Annotated in this window: 18 protein-coding genes; 4 read left to right on the top strand and 14 right to left on the bottom strand. The window is 62.1% G+C overall.

Features of this window, described 5'->3' with window-relative positions; all coding sequences use genetic code 11:
* Positions 1 to 26 precede the first annotated feature (26 nt).
* From JJB74_RS13825 to JJB74_RS13760, 14 genes are all read right to left on the bottom strand, one after another.
* The gene (locus tag JJB74_RS13825; RefSeq protein WP_200592470.1) at positions 27 to 332 is read right to left on the bottom strand and encodes a flagellar hook-basal body complex protein FliE; all 306 of its coding nucleotides are present in this window, start codon (positions 330 to 332) and stop codon (positions 27 to 29) included.
* A complete protein-coding gene (gene flgC, locus JJB74_RS13820) occupies positions 329 to 766 on the bottom strand; it encodes a flagellar basal body rod protein FlgC (RefSeq protein WP_200592469.1) in 438 nt (145 codons plus the stop codon). The genes JJB74_RS13825 and flgC overlap by 4 nt, the downstream gene beginning before the upstream one ends.
* A 2-nt stretch (positions 767 to 768) precedes the next feature.
* Positions 769 to 1,128 carry a flagellar basal body protein gene (locus JJB74_RS13815; RefSeq protein WP_200592468.1) on the bottom strand — a complete coding sequence of 120 codons (360 nt, stop codon included), beginning with the start codon at positions 1,126 to 1,128 and terminating at the stop codon, positions 769 to 771.
* A gap of 64 nt (positions 1,129 to 1,192) precedes the next feature.
* Positions 1,193 to 2,323, bottom strand: coding sequence for a flagellar basal body P-ring protein FlgI (locus tag JJB74_RS13810; RefSeq protein WP_200592467.1), 1,131 nt, complete (start codon positions 2,321 to 2,323; stop codon positions 1,193 to 1,195).
* On the bottom strand, positions 2,323 to 2,853 hold the full coding sequence (locus tag JJB74_RS13805; RefSeq protein ID WP_200592466.1) for a flagellar basal body L-ring protein FlgH: 531 nt from the start codon (positions 2,851 to 2,853) through the stop codon (positions 2,323 to 2,325). The genes JJB74_RS13810 and JJB74_RS13805 overlap by 1 nt, the downstream gene beginning before the upstream one ends.
* 173 nt (positions 2,854 to 3,026) lie before the next feature.
* Positions 3,027 to 4,001 carry a flagellar basal body P-ring formation chaperone FlgA gene (gene flgA, locus JJB74_RS13800; protein ID WP_200592465.1) on the bottom strand — a complete coding sequence of 325 codons (975 nt, stop codon included), beginning with the start codon at positions 3,999 to 4,001 and terminating at the stop codon, positions 3,027 to 3,029.
* 11 nt (positions 4,002 to 4,012) lie between these two features.
* Positions 4,013 to 4,789: a flagellar hook-basal body protein gene (locus tag JJB74_RS13795; RefSeq protein WP_200592464.1), complete on the bottom strand. Its 777-nt coding sequence runs from the start codon at positions 4,787 to 4,789 to the stop codon at positions 4,013 to 4,015.
* A 67-nt stretch (positions 4,790 to 4,856) separates the two neighbouring features.
* On the bottom strand, positions 4,857 to 5,603 hold the full coding sequence (locus JJB74_RS13790) for a flagellar hook-basal body protein (protein ID WP_200592463.1): 747 nt from the start codon (positions 5,601 to 5,603) through the stop codon (positions 4,857 to 4,859).
* A gap of 221 nt (positions 5,604 to 5,824) precedes the next feature.
* Positions 5,825 to 6,115 carry a hypothetical protein gene (locus JJB74_RS13785; RefSeq protein ID WP_200592462.1) on the bottom strand — a complete coding sequence of 97 codons (291 nt, stop codon included), beginning with the start codon at positions 6,113 to 6,115 and terminating at the stop codon, positions 5,825 to 5,827.
* A gap of 1 nt (position 6,116) precedes the next feature.
* The gene (locus JJB74_RS13780; protein ID WP_200592461.1) at positions 6,117 to 7,328 is read right to left on the bottom strand and encodes a flagellar hook-length control protein FliK; all 1,212 of its coding nucleotides are present in this window, start codon (positions 7,326 to 7,328) and stop codon (positions 6,117 to 6,119) included.
* Complete coding sequence (gene flhA, locus JJB74_RS13775) at positions 7,325 to 9,373, bottom strand: flagellar biosynthesis protein FlhA (RefSeq protein ID WP_234484171.1); 2,049 nt, start codon at positions 9,371 to 9,373, stop codon at positions 7,325 to 7,327. Before flhA ends, JJB74_RS13780 begins: the two co-directional genes overlap by 4 nt.
* On the bottom strand, positions 9,370 to 10,461 hold the full coding sequence (locus JJB74_RS13770) for an EscU/YscU/HrcU family type III secretion system export apparatus switch protein (RefSeq protein ID WP_200592460.1): 1,092 nt from the start codon (positions 10,459 to 10,461) through the stop codon (positions 9,370 to 9,372). Before JJB74_RS13770 ends, flhA begins: the two co-directional genes overlap by 4 nt.
* 1 nt (position 10,462) lies before the next feature.
* A complete protein-coding gene (locus tag JJB74_RS13765) occupies positions 10,463 to 11,233 on the bottom strand; it encodes a flagellar biosynthetic protein FliR (RefSeq protein ID WP_200592459.1) in 771 nt (256 codons plus the stop codon).
* Positions 11,230 to 11,475: a flagellar biosynthetic protein FliQ gene (locus JJB74_RS13760; protein WP_234484170.1), complete on the bottom strand. Its 246-nt coding sequence runs from the start codon at positions 11,473 to 11,475 to the stop codon at positions 11,230 to 11,232. Before JJB74_RS13760 ends, JJB74_RS13765 begins: the two co-directional genes overlap by 4 nt.
* 463 nt (positions 11,476 to 11,938) lie before the next feature.
* On the opposite strand from JJB74_RS13760, the gene JJB74_RS13755 reads away from it, so the two are divergent.
* Genes JJB74_RS13755 through JJB74_RS13740 form a run of 4 tightly spaced genes read left to right on the top strand, consistent with a single transcriptional unit; the run spans position 11,939 to position 14,633 of the window.
* On the top strand, positions 11,939 to 13,123 hold the full coding sequence (locus JJB74_RS13755) for a tetratricopeptide repeat protein (RefSeq protein WP_200592457.1): 1,185 nt from the start codon (positions 11,939 to 11,941) through the stop codon (positions 13,121 to 13,123).
* Positions 13,120 to 13,662, top strand: coding sequence for a tetratricopeptide repeat protein (locus tag JJB74_RS13750; RefSeq protein WP_200592456.1), 543 nt, complete (start codon positions 13,120 to 13,122; stop codon positions 13,660 to 13,662). Before JJB74_RS13755 ends, JJB74_RS13750 begins: the two co-directional genes overlap by 4 nt.
* Positions 13,663 to 13,688: 26 nt before the next feature.
* Positions 13,689 to 14,087 carry a hypothetical protein gene (locus tag JJB74_RS13745; protein ID WP_200592455.1) on the top strand — a complete coding sequence of 133 codons (399 nt, stop codon included), beginning with the start codon at positions 13,689 to 13,691 and terminating at the stop codon, positions 14,085 to 14,087.
* 3 nt (positions 14,088 to 14,090) lie between these two features.
* Complete coding sequence (locus tag JJB74_RS13740) at positions 14,091 to 14,633, top strand: zinc-binding metallopeptidase (RefSeq protein ID WP_200592454.1); 543 nt, start codon at positions 14,091 to 14,093, stop codon at positions 14,631 to 14,633.
* The last annotated feature ends 40 nt before the right edge of the window (positions 14,634 to 14,673 follow it).

Genomic DNA, 14,673 nt, shown 5'->3' with positions numbered 1-14,673 from the left:
GGTGTTCCTCTTCGGTGCGGCGACATTCATAACTGCATGCGCTGCAGTTCCTGCCAACCCTCAATCAGGCGGTTGCGCAGCTGGGTGGCGAACTGGAAGGCGATGCGCGCGTTTTCCTGGTCGAGCACCACCTCTTGCAAGCTTTCTGCCTGGCCGGATGCCAGTCGTATTGATTGCCGTTCGGCGGTCTTCAGTGTCTGATCCAGTTCGGCAATGCCGGCCGCCATCACGGCGCCAAAGGTCGGTGCGCCCGCGTCTGGCGCCATCTGTGGCGCCGACAGGGCGGGCATCGCGGCGACAACGGGCGCAATAGCGGATGTGGCTGCGCTCATCGGCTGCCTCCGATCTCCAGCGTTTTGAGCGCCATGGTCCTGGCGGCGCTGATCGATAGCAGATTGGCCTCGTAGTTGCGCGTGGCAGTCATGATGTTCACCGTCTCGGTGAGCGAGTCGATGCCGGGATAGGCGACGAATCCACGTTCGTCGGCATGGGGATGCCCCGGTTCATGCAGTAGACGTGGTGGCGTATCAATCGTCGTTACACCGACCGCCTGCGGCAACAGCGGCGCCAGCGTGTCGCCTTCCATGAAAGCCGCGAAGCCGGATAGCGGAGCGCTGGTGGTGAGCAGGCGCGCGGCACGATAGAGGCGTCCGTCGGCGGTGCGCGTCGTGCTGGCGTTGGCGAGATTCAGGGATGCGATATCCGCGCGCATCTTCTCGACGGCCATGCCGGCGGCGCCGATGGCAAAGCTTGCCTGATAATCCATGGCTATTTCCTTCCGTCGTTGCTGGCCAGGTTCAGCAAATCGAGCTGCGCATTGACTGACTTGATCAGCGCCTGGTACTGCACCACATTGACCGTTTGCGCCGCGAGATGCTGATCGAGTGCAACTGGCGCAGCTTCGGCCGCTACGATGGGCCGCGCGGCTCTAAGCAGTTCAGCGCCTTCCCGGGCTGAGGCAAGTGCATCCTGCAGCCGTGCTTCGAAGTCGACCCGGCGCGGCAGATAGCCAGTGTTGTTCGCATTGGCGATATTCGCGGCGATGATCACCTGGCGCAGTTGCGCTGCTTCCAGCGCAAGACGACTGGCCTGCAAGGCTGGCGAAGAGAGAAGTTCGAATGCTGGCATTTGGGCCTTAATCCTCCTTGTGAAGCGCCGCCATGGCCGGCGGCATGTGCTTGTGCATGTGCTGTTATTGAATGATCAGTTCTGCGCGCAGCGCGCCGGCTGCCTTGATTCCCTGGAGTATCGCAATCATGTCGCGCGGGCTGGCCTTGATGCGGTTCAGCGCCTGCACCAGATCGGCCACGGTGCTGCCCACTCCCAGCTGCACTGCCTCGACGCCTTGTTCGGCGACATTGACGCGCGTCTGCGGCACGACCTCAGTGCGCACTCCCGGCCCGGCATAGCCATAGCCGAGCAGGCTGGGCTGCGATACCAGGTAATCGGTAACTACCGAAACCCTCAGGTCGCCGTGGCTGACAGTAACGCGGGAAATGGTGACATCGGCGCCGGCGATCACGGTACCGGTGCGCTCGTTGATCACGACGCGCGCACGCTTGTCCGGCTGTACCGGCACGCTTTCGATTCTGGTGACGAATCCGACCAGATTGCGCTGCTCGGATTCGGGCACCTGTATGCTGACCGTGCCTGCGTCGGCCGCCGCCGCGACCGGACGACCGACGGCGCCGTTGATGGCCGTGGCAATCCGGTTTGCCGTGGTGTAGTCCGGCTCGGCGAGCAAAAATTGCATTGCGCCGGCGTGCATGACTTCGCTGCCAACAGCGACTTCAACGGTCGCGCCCCCGGGTATCGTGCCTACCGTTGGATGATTCTTCTGAACCACATTGCCATTGACGTCGTACTTGTATCCGCCGATGGAGAGCGGCCCCTGGGCCAAGGCATAGATGCGTCCGTCCGGACCCTTGAGCGGTGTGAGCAACAGGATGCCGCCGAGGAGGCTGCGGGCATCGCCCAGCGAGGTCACGGTCACGTCGACCTTATCGCCGGTACGGGCAAACGGCGGCAGGGTCGCAGTGATCATCACCGCGGCGACATTGCGGCTCTGCACCTGGTCCGGTCCGACGACAATGTCGAACTGGCTCAACAGATTGGCAATCGACTGGCGCGTAGTGCGGTTGCGCAGCGTATCGCCGGTGCCAGCCAGGCCGGTGGCTACGCCATAACCAACCAGCATGTTGTCGCGCCAGCCGCCAAAGCGGCCGATATCCTTGATGCGAACCGCGTCGGTGGCCGCCTGGCAGGAGAGGGCTGAACACAGCAGGGTGGCCAGGCAGGCAAGCAGGGCATGGAAGGCGCGCATCACAGTATCCCCAGCCAGCTCAGCAAGCGCGTCAGGATGCCCGGATGCTGCTTCTCGCTCAGCACGCCGTCGCCGATGTAGCTGATGCGCGCATCGGCGAGCCGGTTCGAGGGCACCGTGTTGTTGTCCATGATGTCGATCGGGCGCACCTTGCCGACCAGCTTGATTTCCTGCTTTTCGTCATTGACCAGCAATTGCTGATCACCGGCAACCGTCAGCAGGCCCGATACCGGATCCACTTCGCGCACCGTCACTGAAAGCTGTGCAAGCATCTTGCCCGAGCGCTGGATCTGGCCCTTGCCGCCGAAGGCGTCACCGAGCTGCAGACTGCCGTTTTCGGCACGGTTGGTCGAGCGCCATTTGAACAGGAGGCTGCCGTTCTTCTCCGTCGTGGTGTTGGCGTTCGCGCTGGCGCTGGAATTTTCGTAGACGAGGATGGTGAGCATGTCGCCGACGCGGTACGCGCGTTTGTCGCCGGTAAGCGAGCGAAAGCCGGATTCGCCCCGGAACAAGCTATCCGCGTGGGTCATCGCGCTGCAAAGCATTCCCAAGCTGAAAATGCTGGCATATAGCCTGGAACGACTAGGCATGAACGACCTTCTGCCTGGCGGCATCCGCAACGCAGCGCGATGGCCGTCGTATGCTGCCGGAGCGGAGTGGGGCTGGTTGATGTGCTGGTGCATGGATCTCTTGGCAAGGGTTCTCATTTCACCTCGGCCGTACCGTCCGGCCGGACTGTGGCCGCATAAATTTCACGGGTGCGTGGATTGAGCAAACGTATTTCGCCGCCGGCCAAGCCCTCGCCCAGGGCGACCGCCCGGTCTTCGACTGCGACTGCGCCAAGGGCGATGTGCACCGCGACTTGTTCACCGCGCTCTATCGTCCGCTTCGGGGTCAATTCGCTCGCATACAGCACGCTTCCCGCTTCCTTGTTTGTCCGCACGCGAAAATTGCTCACGGTGTCCGGAGCCAGCATGGCAAGCGGCTCGTCGGCAATCGGGATGCGTTCTGCACTCAGCAACTCCGCGTGCAGCTTCGTGCCGGCTGCGGCGGCACTGCGCATGCGCCAGGCAGGGATGCTTCCCGACACGCGGAACCATGCCACGAGCGTTGCCGCCTGCCTGCCATCGACGAGGACGTCGACATGCGCTTGCATGCGCGAAGTGAGCGGCTGAGAAACCGGGCGCAGCGCATAAGACACCGTGCCACGTGGCAGCGCGTCAGGCACCGTCGGTCGCGCCATAGGCACGAGGTGCAGATCAGCTTGCGGTTCACGTGCCCGCAGCGCGTCGGCGAGAGCATTCCCGGACCAGGCAAGCAGGGCATCGGTATCGAATGGCATCGCGTTCCAGGACACGACTACCGTCGGGGCACCACTCAGCGCGTAGGACCCCCGCAGGGCGGGTAAGGCGGTGTCGATTACGTGTCGCACCCTGGCTGGCGTGAGACGCAGCGGTTGGCCAGGCTGATTCAGGCTGGCCACACGTAGCGTCTGCAATGCACGAAGGCGGCCATCGTCCGGGCATGCAATGGACGCGATCGCATCCAGCGTCACGGTTCGAGCGGGGACTTGCGCCTGCGAATGCAACTGCAGCGTGCAGGACGATGCCGCTGCCTCGGCGCGCGCCAGCGGCAGTATCGTCAACAGCAGCAGTAATGAGAAAGCGAGCGAGCGCATGGCAATCCGTATCAGCGGAACAGGCTGTTGACGGTGGATTCCATGTCATCTCCAGCCTGGAACACCTTGGCGCAGAGATTGAAGATGTGCTGGGTTATAGTCATGTTGATCATCTCGTCGTTCAACTGGACGTTGGAACCTTCGCTATATCCCTGCAGCAGTGTGCCGAAGCCTTCATCGCCGGGCTTGCCGCGCAGCGGATCTCCGGCCTTATCACTGGCTCCGTAGAGGTTCTCGCCCAATGGCGTCAGTCCCGATGGATTGATGAAGCGCACCAGTTCGATCTGCCCCAGTTCGGTAGCCGTGGATTCGCCGGCAAGACTGGCGCTGACCCTGCCGGTCGCGTCAATCTGCAGCGCGGACGCCTCGCTCGGCACGGCAATCTGCTGATGCAGCACATAACCGTCGCTGGTAGCGAGCATGCCGTCACGATTGGCCTGGAGCACCGGACTGCGCACATATCCCGAACTGCCATCGGGCAGCACCACCTCGACGAAGCCATCGCCGCTGATGGCCAGGTCGCTGCTGGCATCGGTCTTCTTCAACTGTCCCTGGTCGAACGCCTTGCCTAGCGGAATGGCAACCGTACCCATGCCGGCATAGGCTTGCACATCGCTTTGCGGCGACAGGCCGGCGCGTTCCAGTCCACCGTAATAGACATCCCTGAAGCTCACGCGCGCCTTCTTGTAACCCGGGGTGTTGATGTTGGCGATATTGTTCGCGATGGTGTCGATGCTGAGCTGCTGGGCAACCATTCCCGCCGCACCGATATACAGGGAGTTCGGCATGTTGTGACGTCCTTTAGATGGAAAGTCGATGTAACGAGTTCAGCGTGATGCTCCGACCATAGGGAACTCAGAATTCACCAAGCCTGGTCAGCGCCTTCTCTCCCATTTGGTCGTAGGCGCGAAGCACCTGAGCGCCATTCTGGAAGTGGCGCAGCGAGTCGAGCAGCTTCGTCATCTCATAGGCGCTGTTCACGTTTGAAGCTTCGAGCATTCCCTGGCGCAGTGCTGCGCCGACAGGCTCGGATGAGATTTGCGCGCTTCCCCGCCTGTAGCGGCCATTGCCGACCGCTTGCAGCCTTGATGCGTCGTCGAAACCCACAAGCTTGATTTGCCCAAGCTGGTTGTCCCTGCCGTCGACTATGCGGCCCTGCCTGTCGATGCGCACCGCGCCGGACTCGAGGCGGATGTCGCCGCCGACGCCGCTGACGGTTTCTCCATTGGGGCCAGTCAGCAAGCCAGTCGCATCGATACTGAAATTGCCCTGGCGCGTGTAATAGGTCCCGGATGCATCGCTGAGTTCGAAGAAGCCTGCGCCTTCGATGGCCAGGTCCAGCGAATTTCCGGTATGCCGAGTTGGCGCATCGTGAAAGTCGATCTGGTGCTCGACTATGGGCAGGCGCGACACACTTGCCGGTGCGCCGATCGCCGGATCGAGGAGATTCAAGGCTTCGGCAAAGTGCTGGGGGATGGTGGAAACCGGTAACGCGCGCTTGTAACCCGGGGTCGCCATGTTGGCGAGATTCTGGCTAATGATTCTGATGCGCTCGGAATCGAGAGACATACTTGCGGCGGCGATGGCAGCACCATCAGGCATTCGCATCTCCATGGGACAGGTGGCAATCGTGTCGTTCGTTTGCGCTTTAGCGCCGGGCTCTCTGATGAATCTCAACACGGCACAGCGAGGTGGCATTTAAAACGCTACAGCAACATTTCGTCACGTTTGTTAATTCAGTTGTTCATTGTTAGCCGGCTTTGGCGCTGGCTTTCCACCTGCGATCCGCGCGACCGTTGAGCTGATCGCCAACAGTCGTTTCCTTATGATCGACTTTCATTCCCGATGCGTTCATTCACTGCAATCACATGCGCCAGCAACGCAGCCACCAGCTCGAACAACGATGGATCAATGGCAGCATCGACCGGCAGCCGATACAGCTGTTCGAGCAGCGTTGCATCCCGCACGATGCGTGGCCCATCACGGCGCAAGGTCTGCGCAAGCAGCTCCTCGGTAATCGGGCCGGCGGCCTTGAGCACGATGCTGGGCAAAGCCTCGGCGCTATCGGCGTCGTAGGCCAGACCAACGACGCGGGGCAGCGGTGAAGTATTCATATCAGGCCAGCAGATTGAAGTTGTCGCCGGCGACCAGCCGTTCCATCACGGTACGTATCAGCGCATTGCCGGATGCCGACGGCCGGACCTCATAGCTGACCGCATCCACTGTCCAGCCCAGGTTGGCAAGGGCACGTGCGAGCGCACTATCCTGATCACCGATCGCCGCGGCCGTGCTATCGCTGGCGGCGAGAACATTGAGCACAACACGGCGGTCCACCACGCGCGCGAGAATTTCTATGCGTCCTACCTGATCGAGATCAAGCGCGATGCGCAGGCTGCGCTGTCGCAACTCCGGACGCAATTCCGCGTCGGCGGAAACATCGAATAGCGCCACCTGGAATTCGACAAGTCGACCATTAATGGCCAGCGGCAGACTCATGGTTCGGTGCGCCAGCGATCCTGGCTGCTGCGCATTCAGCAGGCGTTGAGCGATCCAGGCCCAGCGCTCCCTTTCTCCTTCATCCATGCCGTCGCCCGACGAATCGGCTTCGGCTCCTGTTGCGCCGAATTGGGCCTGAGACATTGCATGCAGTTGCGTGTCTATCGCGTCCGTGAGCGTTTGCGCATTCTCCCGTACCGCCGCCTGGGTCATACCGGCCGCGCCGGCAACAAGGCTTGCGTTGAGCAGCTGCTGGCCGCTGGCGACAAGGCTGGCGCCGGAAAGTGCGTGCCCCAGGCTCTGCAGCAGCGCTGCATTCAGCGCGAAGCCGGCACGCTTGAGCGTCAGCGCAGACAGTACCGCGTTGTACGGATCAAGACCGGCAGTTTGTGCGCCGAGGTTTTGCCATTCCATGTCGCCAAGCAGCGCGGCATGCTGTTGGAACAGCATCAGCGCGGCGTCATTGTCGGTACGTTCGAGCCATGGCGGCGGCGTTGCCTGCGCCGGGTCGTGCGCGGATTCACGCCTGCCCGCCACAACATCCGCCAGTTTTTCCAACACCACCTGTTCACCGACCCTGAGTACGCGCGCGCGCAGCATGTCGCCGACGCGCAGCGGCACGGTGCTGTCAACGATGCGCTCCTGACCGCCGATGTCGATCAGGTAGCGGCCGCCCTGAAATGCCTGGGTGACGCGCGCCGCAAGCACCTCGCCGAGATCGAGCGATCGCTGCGTGCGGCCGTCCGCCTGGAAACGCAGCAGCGGCGCGGTACCAAGCAAGGAACTTGGCAACTGCAGCGCTGCGGCAAGGCTGGAGGGGTCGACGCTCATAAGGTCACCATGCCGAAGGCGCGCAGTGCGATATGGGGCGGTACTTCCGACATGGAGACGATCGACAGTTGCGGCAGCACGCGCTCGGTCATTGCACGTAGATGACGACGCAACTCCGGCGCGCACAACAGCACCGGCAACAGATTGCTTTTCACCATGCGCTCGACCTGACCGGCGAGGCGATGCATCATCTGCTCGGCATACTTCGGCTCGAGCACCAGACGGGCGCCGTCGCTTTCGCCACGCAGGCTGGCTGCGACGGTCTGCTCTATCGTCGGGTCGAGCGTGAGCACCTGCAGTTCGCTGCCCTTGCCAAGCAGGCTCTGGCAAATGGCGCCGCCGAGACGCTGCCGCACCAGCTCGGTCAGTTGCGCTGGATCGCGACTGCCGCGCGCGCCGTCAGCCAGGACTTCGAGAATCAGCGCCAGATTGCGTATCGATACCTTTTCCTGCAGCAGATTCTGCAGCACCTTCTGGACTTCGGACAGCGACAGCGTCGCCGGGATCAATTCTTCGACCAGACTGGTATTGGTCTTGCGGATATTGCCGAGCAGGCGCTCGACTTCGGCCCGTGACAGCAGCAGCGCTGCGCCCTTGCGCAGCACTTCGGAGAGGTGCGTCAGGAATACCGTCACCGGATCGACCAGGGTATACCCCGCCTGGCGCGCTTCGGTACGCTGTTCCTCGAGCAGCCATACGGCAGGCAAGCCATAACTGGGATCACGCGTCTCGATGCCGCGCAGCGCATGCCCCTCTCCGCCGGGACGCAGGCCGAGCAGCCGGCCCGGCACCAGCTCGCCTTCGGCCACCCTGTTCCCATAAATCTGTATGTCGTACATCGCTGGCGGCAAGCGTCTTTCATCGCGTATGCGCACGGCGGGGAGCACAAAGCCGGCTTCGAGCGCATAGGCTTTGCGGAATGCGGCGATGCGCTCCATCAGCGCAGCATTGCCGTCGCCAAGCAGCGGCACCAGCTCCTGGCCGATGCGCACCTCGATCGGATCCACCGGCAGCATCTCGTACAAATCTTCGCTTGCAGGAGCGCTTCCCGCGTCGGTGCCAGAGGCGGCGTCGGCAGCTTCGCTGGGCTTCTTCGCGCGGGCGACACGCCAGGCAACGCCGAACAGCAGCATCAGACCGAGCAGCGGCAGCGCCGGCAGGCCGGGCAGGAACATCAGGATCAGGAGCGCCAGCATGATGATGCCCAGGGTGCGCGGAAACAGCGACAGTTGACGATAGACTTCGGCGCTCAGGTTGTCGTCGGAGCTTGAGCGGGTCACGATGATGCCGGTGCCAAGCGCAATCACCAGCGCCGGCACCTGGGTGACAATGCCGTCGCCTATGGTCAGCAGGGTGTAGGTGCGCAGCGCTTCATCCCATTTCATGCCCGCCTGCATGACGCCGATGGCCAGGCCGCCAAGGATGTTGATGATCAATATGACGATGCCAGCGATCGCGTCGCCCTTGACGAATTTGCTGGCGCCGTCCATCGCGCCGTAGAAGTTTGCTTCCTTCTCGATGTTCTTGCGACGGCGCTGTGCTTCAGCCTGGTCGATAAAGCCCATGTTCAGGTCAGCGTCGATACTCATCTGCTGGCCCGGCATGCTGTCGAGGGTGAAGCGGGCGGCGACTTCGGCTACCCGTTGCGCGCCGTTCGTGATGACGACGTACTGGACCACGACCAGGATCAGGAACACGATCAGGCCAATGACGTAATTGCCGCCGACCACATAGCTGCCGACGGTGTTGATCACGCGTCCAGCGTCGGCGCTGGAGAGGATGAGGCGCGTCGCCGCGACATTCAGCGACAGCCGGAACAGTGTGGCGATCAGAAGCAGCGATGGAAACGTGGAAAACTGCACCGGCGACTCGGTGTAGAAGGTCAGCAGCAATAGCAAGAGCGCCAGTGAGAAATTCGTGAGTATGAGGAAGTCGAGCAAACGCGAAGGTATCGGCGTAAACAGCACGATCAGAATGCCGATCGTCAGAAAAACCAGCACCAGATCCGCCTGACGGCCCAGCGTCTGGCGTAGAGATGACATCATGCTTGCGCTCCTGTAGTCCGAGGGGATTCCGATCGTTTCCGCCGCAGCCTCAGCCAGATCAGGATGCGCGCGACATCGGCGTAGCAATCCACTGGTATGTGCTGCTCGATAGACGCGCCGCGAAACAGCGCGGCCGCCAGCTTGCGGTTCTGCACGATCGGAACCTGATGGCGCCACGCCATCTCGCGCATGAGCGCCGCGAGCTGACCGGCGCCTTTGGCCAGCACCTGCGGCGCAGGCATGCCCGGCGCATCGTATTTGAGGGCGATGGCCAAGCGGGTCGGGTTCGTGATCAGCACGTCTGCATCCTTCACCCTGCGTAGGGAGGAGCTGCGCTGCCGCGCTTCGCGCTGCAGCGCGCGCTGACGCTGGCGGATGCGGGGGTCGCCTTCGCGCTGTTTGTGCTCATCCAGAATTTCGCGATGGCTCATCATCATGCGTTTCATGAAGTCACGGCGCGACAGGGCGATATCGAGAAGCACGATGGGCAACAGAGCCAGCAGACAATAGAACAGCAGACGCAGCAACAGGTGTAAGGCCTGCAGCGGGTAGCTGCGCACATCGCTGAGCGACAGGCGCAACAGATCCGGCAATGCGTGACGCAAAAAAACAAAGATGACCGTCGAAAGAAGCGCCGCCTTCAGCACCGCGCGCAGGCTGTCGAACAGCAGTTTCACATTGAAGAAGCGCTTCATGCCCTGGGCCGGGTTGAGACGCGTGAAGTCTGGCTTGATCGGATGAAAGCTCAATACCGGCCCGGTCTGCGCCAGCGAAGCGAGGATGCCGATGACAATCAGTGCGACGAACATTGCCGCCCAGGGGCGCAAGCCCTGGAAAAACAAGGTGACGGCATAAGCGCCTGCTGCACGCGTGAGACCAGTTCCGGCTGCGACTTCGAGCGCGGCGGCAAACAGGCGCGAGCCCGTCTCGAGCAGACGCGGTCCCTTGAAATAGAGGAAAACGGTCAACACGCTCAACGCTGCGAAGGCGTTCAGATCCATGCCCTTCGGCACGCTGCCTTTCTTGCGCGCCTGATCGAGCTTCCAGGGCGTGGCCTTTTCACTGCGCTGTTGATCTTCCTCGGCCATGTCAGATCCCCATCAGCGCGTTCCAGTAGCGCAGCATGCTCGCGAAAACGCGATTCATCGCGGGTGCGAGAAAGGGTAGGGAAATCGCCAGCGTCGCCAGGCCGGCAAACACCTTAACCGGTATCGACAGCAGGAAGATATTCGCCTGCGGCAATACGCGTGACAGCACGCTCATGCCGATATCGGCCAGGAATACGCAAAATACCGCAGGACCAACGACGACAATGCCGAGGCTGAACATCAATCCGAACTGCGCCAGCACGGTTTGCGGCTGCAGGCGAAGTGGCACTGTGCCCAGAGGCACGGCCTGCAGCGATGCCGCCAGCGCACGCAGCAGCAGGTGATGCCCGTCGACTGCCAGAAAGGCGGCGATGGCGCACATCTGCAGCAGCAGGCCGAGCAGCGGCGTCTGCGCGCGCGAGGCGGGATCGAAAAGCGTAGCCACGCCAAAGCCCATCTGCAGGTCGAGCAGTCTGCCGCCGACCAGGAACGTGGCAAAGGCCGTCGATATGCCAAAGCCGAGCAGCGCGCCCCACAGCGCCTCCATGCACATGGCAAACGCCAGATGCGAAGGGTCTGATGCAAGGGGAGGCAGCGGCGGCTGCAATCCGAGGTTGATGCAGAAGGCGAGGCCGAGCAGTGCAAAGACTCTTATCATCGTCGGCACGCCGATCCCGCCGAGCACGGGTGTCATGAACAAGGCGATACCGATGCGCAGCGACAGCAATAGCGTAGCGATCAGCGGGGCGATGTCTATGCGCAGCGAGATCACAGGTAGGAAGGTATGGAGAGAATCAGTGAGCTTGCGAAGGCGACGAGGTGCCGCAGCAGCCAGGGGCCGGATATGACCATCACGCCAGCCACGGCGAGAAGCTTCGGCACGAAGCTCAGCGACATTTCCTGAATCTGCGTGACGACCTGAAAGATGCTGATCAGCAGGCCGACCAGGAGAGCGGTCAGCAGCATCGGCGCGGAGATGAGCACCGCTGCCCACAACGTTCTTGAGGTCAGCATGAGAGCAAGGTCCATCGACATGCGTGTGTTCTTCCTGTAATCGACATCGTGTATCCATTGGGTGCTGCCTGGCTGTCCGACTTGGATGAGCTCGCTGCAGGCACCCGTTGGCGGGCATTGCGCGCTCCTCATGTTTGGCACGGTCGCTTGAGTGGCGCGACGCTGGAATTGGTTCGTGCAAGCTCGCGTCGGCGATTTGAAAGTGTGCGACTGCGCTCGGGCATTCGTTCGATGTGCGGCGCGCAATAACGTGTGCAAGCATGCTGCCCCATGTTGATCGCGCTACAACGTCGCCTCGACGTTCAAAATGCGCCTGTCGTGTTGCGAATCTCTTTGGCCTTTGCTCAGGCTCTGCTATGCTGGCCCGCGCTTCTCGCTGGAGCAGTGCGCGTGACCTCAAGCGTTCGCATCTTCTGCTCCGCATCCACCATCGATGAACATTCTGTGTATCGGGAACGCCGGTATGGAAACCTTGCTCGATCGAAGTCGTTTCGACCGCCTCATTGGGTATCTCGCCCACGATCCGTCCAATCTGCCGTTGTTGCAAGACGCGTCGCATGAGGCAATGCAGCTCGGCCTGTGGCGCGAGGCGCATGAGCTGCTTGACAGAACCCTGGCCTTGTCGCCGACGGATGCTCCCAGCCGTTACCGCATGTCAGTGGCGTTGATGATGGAGCATGACCCGATCGCCAGCCTTGAATACTCGCAGGCTCTGATTGACGAAGGCGTCGATGCGCCTGCGGTTCTGTACCAGCATGCGCGCGCGCTCATCCTCGCCGGCAGGCATGCCGAGGCCGAGCCGCTGTTCGAGCGTCTCGCGCCCCATGCGTCGGAACTTCCCGAATTCGCGCTGCTGCACATCCGCGCGCTGCATGGCGCCGGCAAGCTGGATGAGGCGGCTGCTCTTGCTGCGACCATGGAAGCCGATCCGATCGCACAAGGCATGCTCAGTCTCATCCGTATTGATAACGATGACTTGGAGGCGGGCGCCGCGCTGGCGCGCGAGGTGCTTGCTCATGATCCGGATAATGTCGATGCCTTGCTTGCATCGGCTACGGCCGCGGTGGCGATGGAAGATGCCGAAGCGGCCTTGCCGCAATTCGAGCGCGTCGCTGCACTGCATGCCGACAGTGGCCGCGCCTGGATGGGCATAGCACTCGCCCGTCTGTCGGCTGGAGATATCGCCGGCGGACGCGAGGCATTCGAGAAAACAGTCAGGCTGCTGCCAGGTCATCTCGGTTCATGGAATGCTCTGGCCTGGGTACAGATGATGCAGAACGACCTCGACGCCGCGCAGGAAACCCTCGAAGCGGCGATGCGCCAGGACCGTAATTTCGGTGAAACCCACGGGACGCTTGCGGTGCTGCTTGCTTCGCGTGGGCAATGGGATGAAGCCAGGCATGAGACGGACATCGCGCTGCGGCTGCAACCCGAGTCCTTCGCCGGCCGTTTCGCGCAAACGCTGATCATTGAACATCGCGGCAGGCCGCAGCTCTCGCAGCAAATGCTCAGGCAGATCATGGAAAACTTCCATGCGCCTGCCGGTGGCAACATGATCGATGTCGTAAGACGCTACGCCGCGCGGCGCAAGCCTGCGCTTTCTTCCGCTGTTCCCGCCGCGCATTCATCGCAAAAGGAGACACGATGAGCACCGATCTCGATGCAGAAGAATTGAAATTTCTGGCGATGGGAGCGAGTCGCGCGAATTCGCCCGAGCAGGCGCTGGTGTACCTGAAGCATGCGCTGCAAGCCGCGCCTGAAGATGGTGAGTTGCTATATCTGCTGGCGGCTGAGCATGCGCAGCTCGGCATGTACGATCGCGCCGCCGAAGAGATGACCCGCGCGCTGGCCTTGCGACCTGACATGTACACCGCGCGCCTGCAGCTGGGTTTGCTGCATCTCGGCGCCGCGCGGGTCGATGCGGCGACCGACACGCTGCGGCCCTTGACCAATCTTGATGCCAATAACTGCTTTCATCATTTTGCGCTGGGGCTGGAACATTTGATGCGCGATCGTTTTTCCGCCTGCCGCAGCGCCTTGGAGCAGGGCATTGCGCTGAACAATGTCAATGCGCCGCTCAATGGCGACATGCGCAAGATCATCGACGCGCTGCCGGACGATAGCGTGGCGGAGAACGAGGGCAACGTCTGGCTTTCGGCATATCGCCAGGATGATGCCTCCCATTAATTACGCACGCGAGAGGAAAGCCCGGGATGAGCAGGATCGAAGGCGCTGGCCTTGGAAGGCTGCTACGGCGTTTGCGTACCCAAGCCGGACCACGTGCCCGCGGCGTGGCAGCAGCCGACACCACAACATCGTCCAGGGCCCAAGGCAATTCGAAGACGGGCGGCGCGCATTCCGGTCTGCGGGTGGAATTGGCTGCACGCTTGGCCAGCATCGATCCCCGCCGCGAAGATGCGGATACGCGCGCGGTGGAAGCCTTCATCGAATGCGTGCTGACCAGGGAGTTTGGCGCGCCCTTGATGGCTACCCCCGCAGGGCAGGATCTGTTGGGACAGGTCCGCTCGGCGCTGGTCGATAGTCCGCGGGCGCGTACGGCTTTGCTCGACGTGTTGAAGTCGCTTTCCGCGCCGCTTGGCCGCGACGCCTGAACGATGCGACATATTCAACGCCGGCAGCAATCTACCGCATTCGGCGCCGCTGCCGCGCTGCATCTGAGCATTGCCGGCTTCGCCGGAGCGTGCATCTCGCCTGAAGAGGTGCTCATGGCGCTGGATCCGGTGCCGGACCATCATCTTGCGGGTTTGCGTCGCATCGAGTTCTCCCCGGAAGAGGCGCGGTGTTGTCCGCCATCTGTCGTAGCGGCTTATCTGCAACGGGAGCGCTGCATTTGCTTTTACCGTTTGCCGGCATGGCCTATGTTCCGTCATGTGTTGCACCACGAAATTGGACACCATGTGTTCGCGCTGATCATCAGCAGCAAGGTCAAGACGCAGTGGACGCAGCGCGCTGTCAGGCGAGGCGCTCCAGCCAGCGCATATGGCGCCACTTCGGTCGGCGAAGATTTTGCGGAATGCTATGCCCGCCATCTGCGCGGCGAGCCGGTGGATTCCGCTTCCGCGGCAAAGGAAGCGTTCATGCGCGAACTCGTATTCTCCGGGGCGCCGTGGACCCTGAAGGAGCAGCAACTGTTGTAGACGGCGCTGCCGTGACCACGGGTCGGATTTTTCCGCAGCG

The organism is Noviherbaspirillum pedocola (genome assembly GCF_016632335.1).
Taxonomy (GTDB): Bacteria; Pseudomonadota; Gammaproteobacteria; order Burkholderiales; family Burkholderiaceae_D; genus Noviherbaspirillum_A; species Noviherbaspirillum_A pedocola.
Note: the sequence above shows the minus strand (reverse complement) of the source record. Positions and strands in the feature narration are given on the sequence as shown.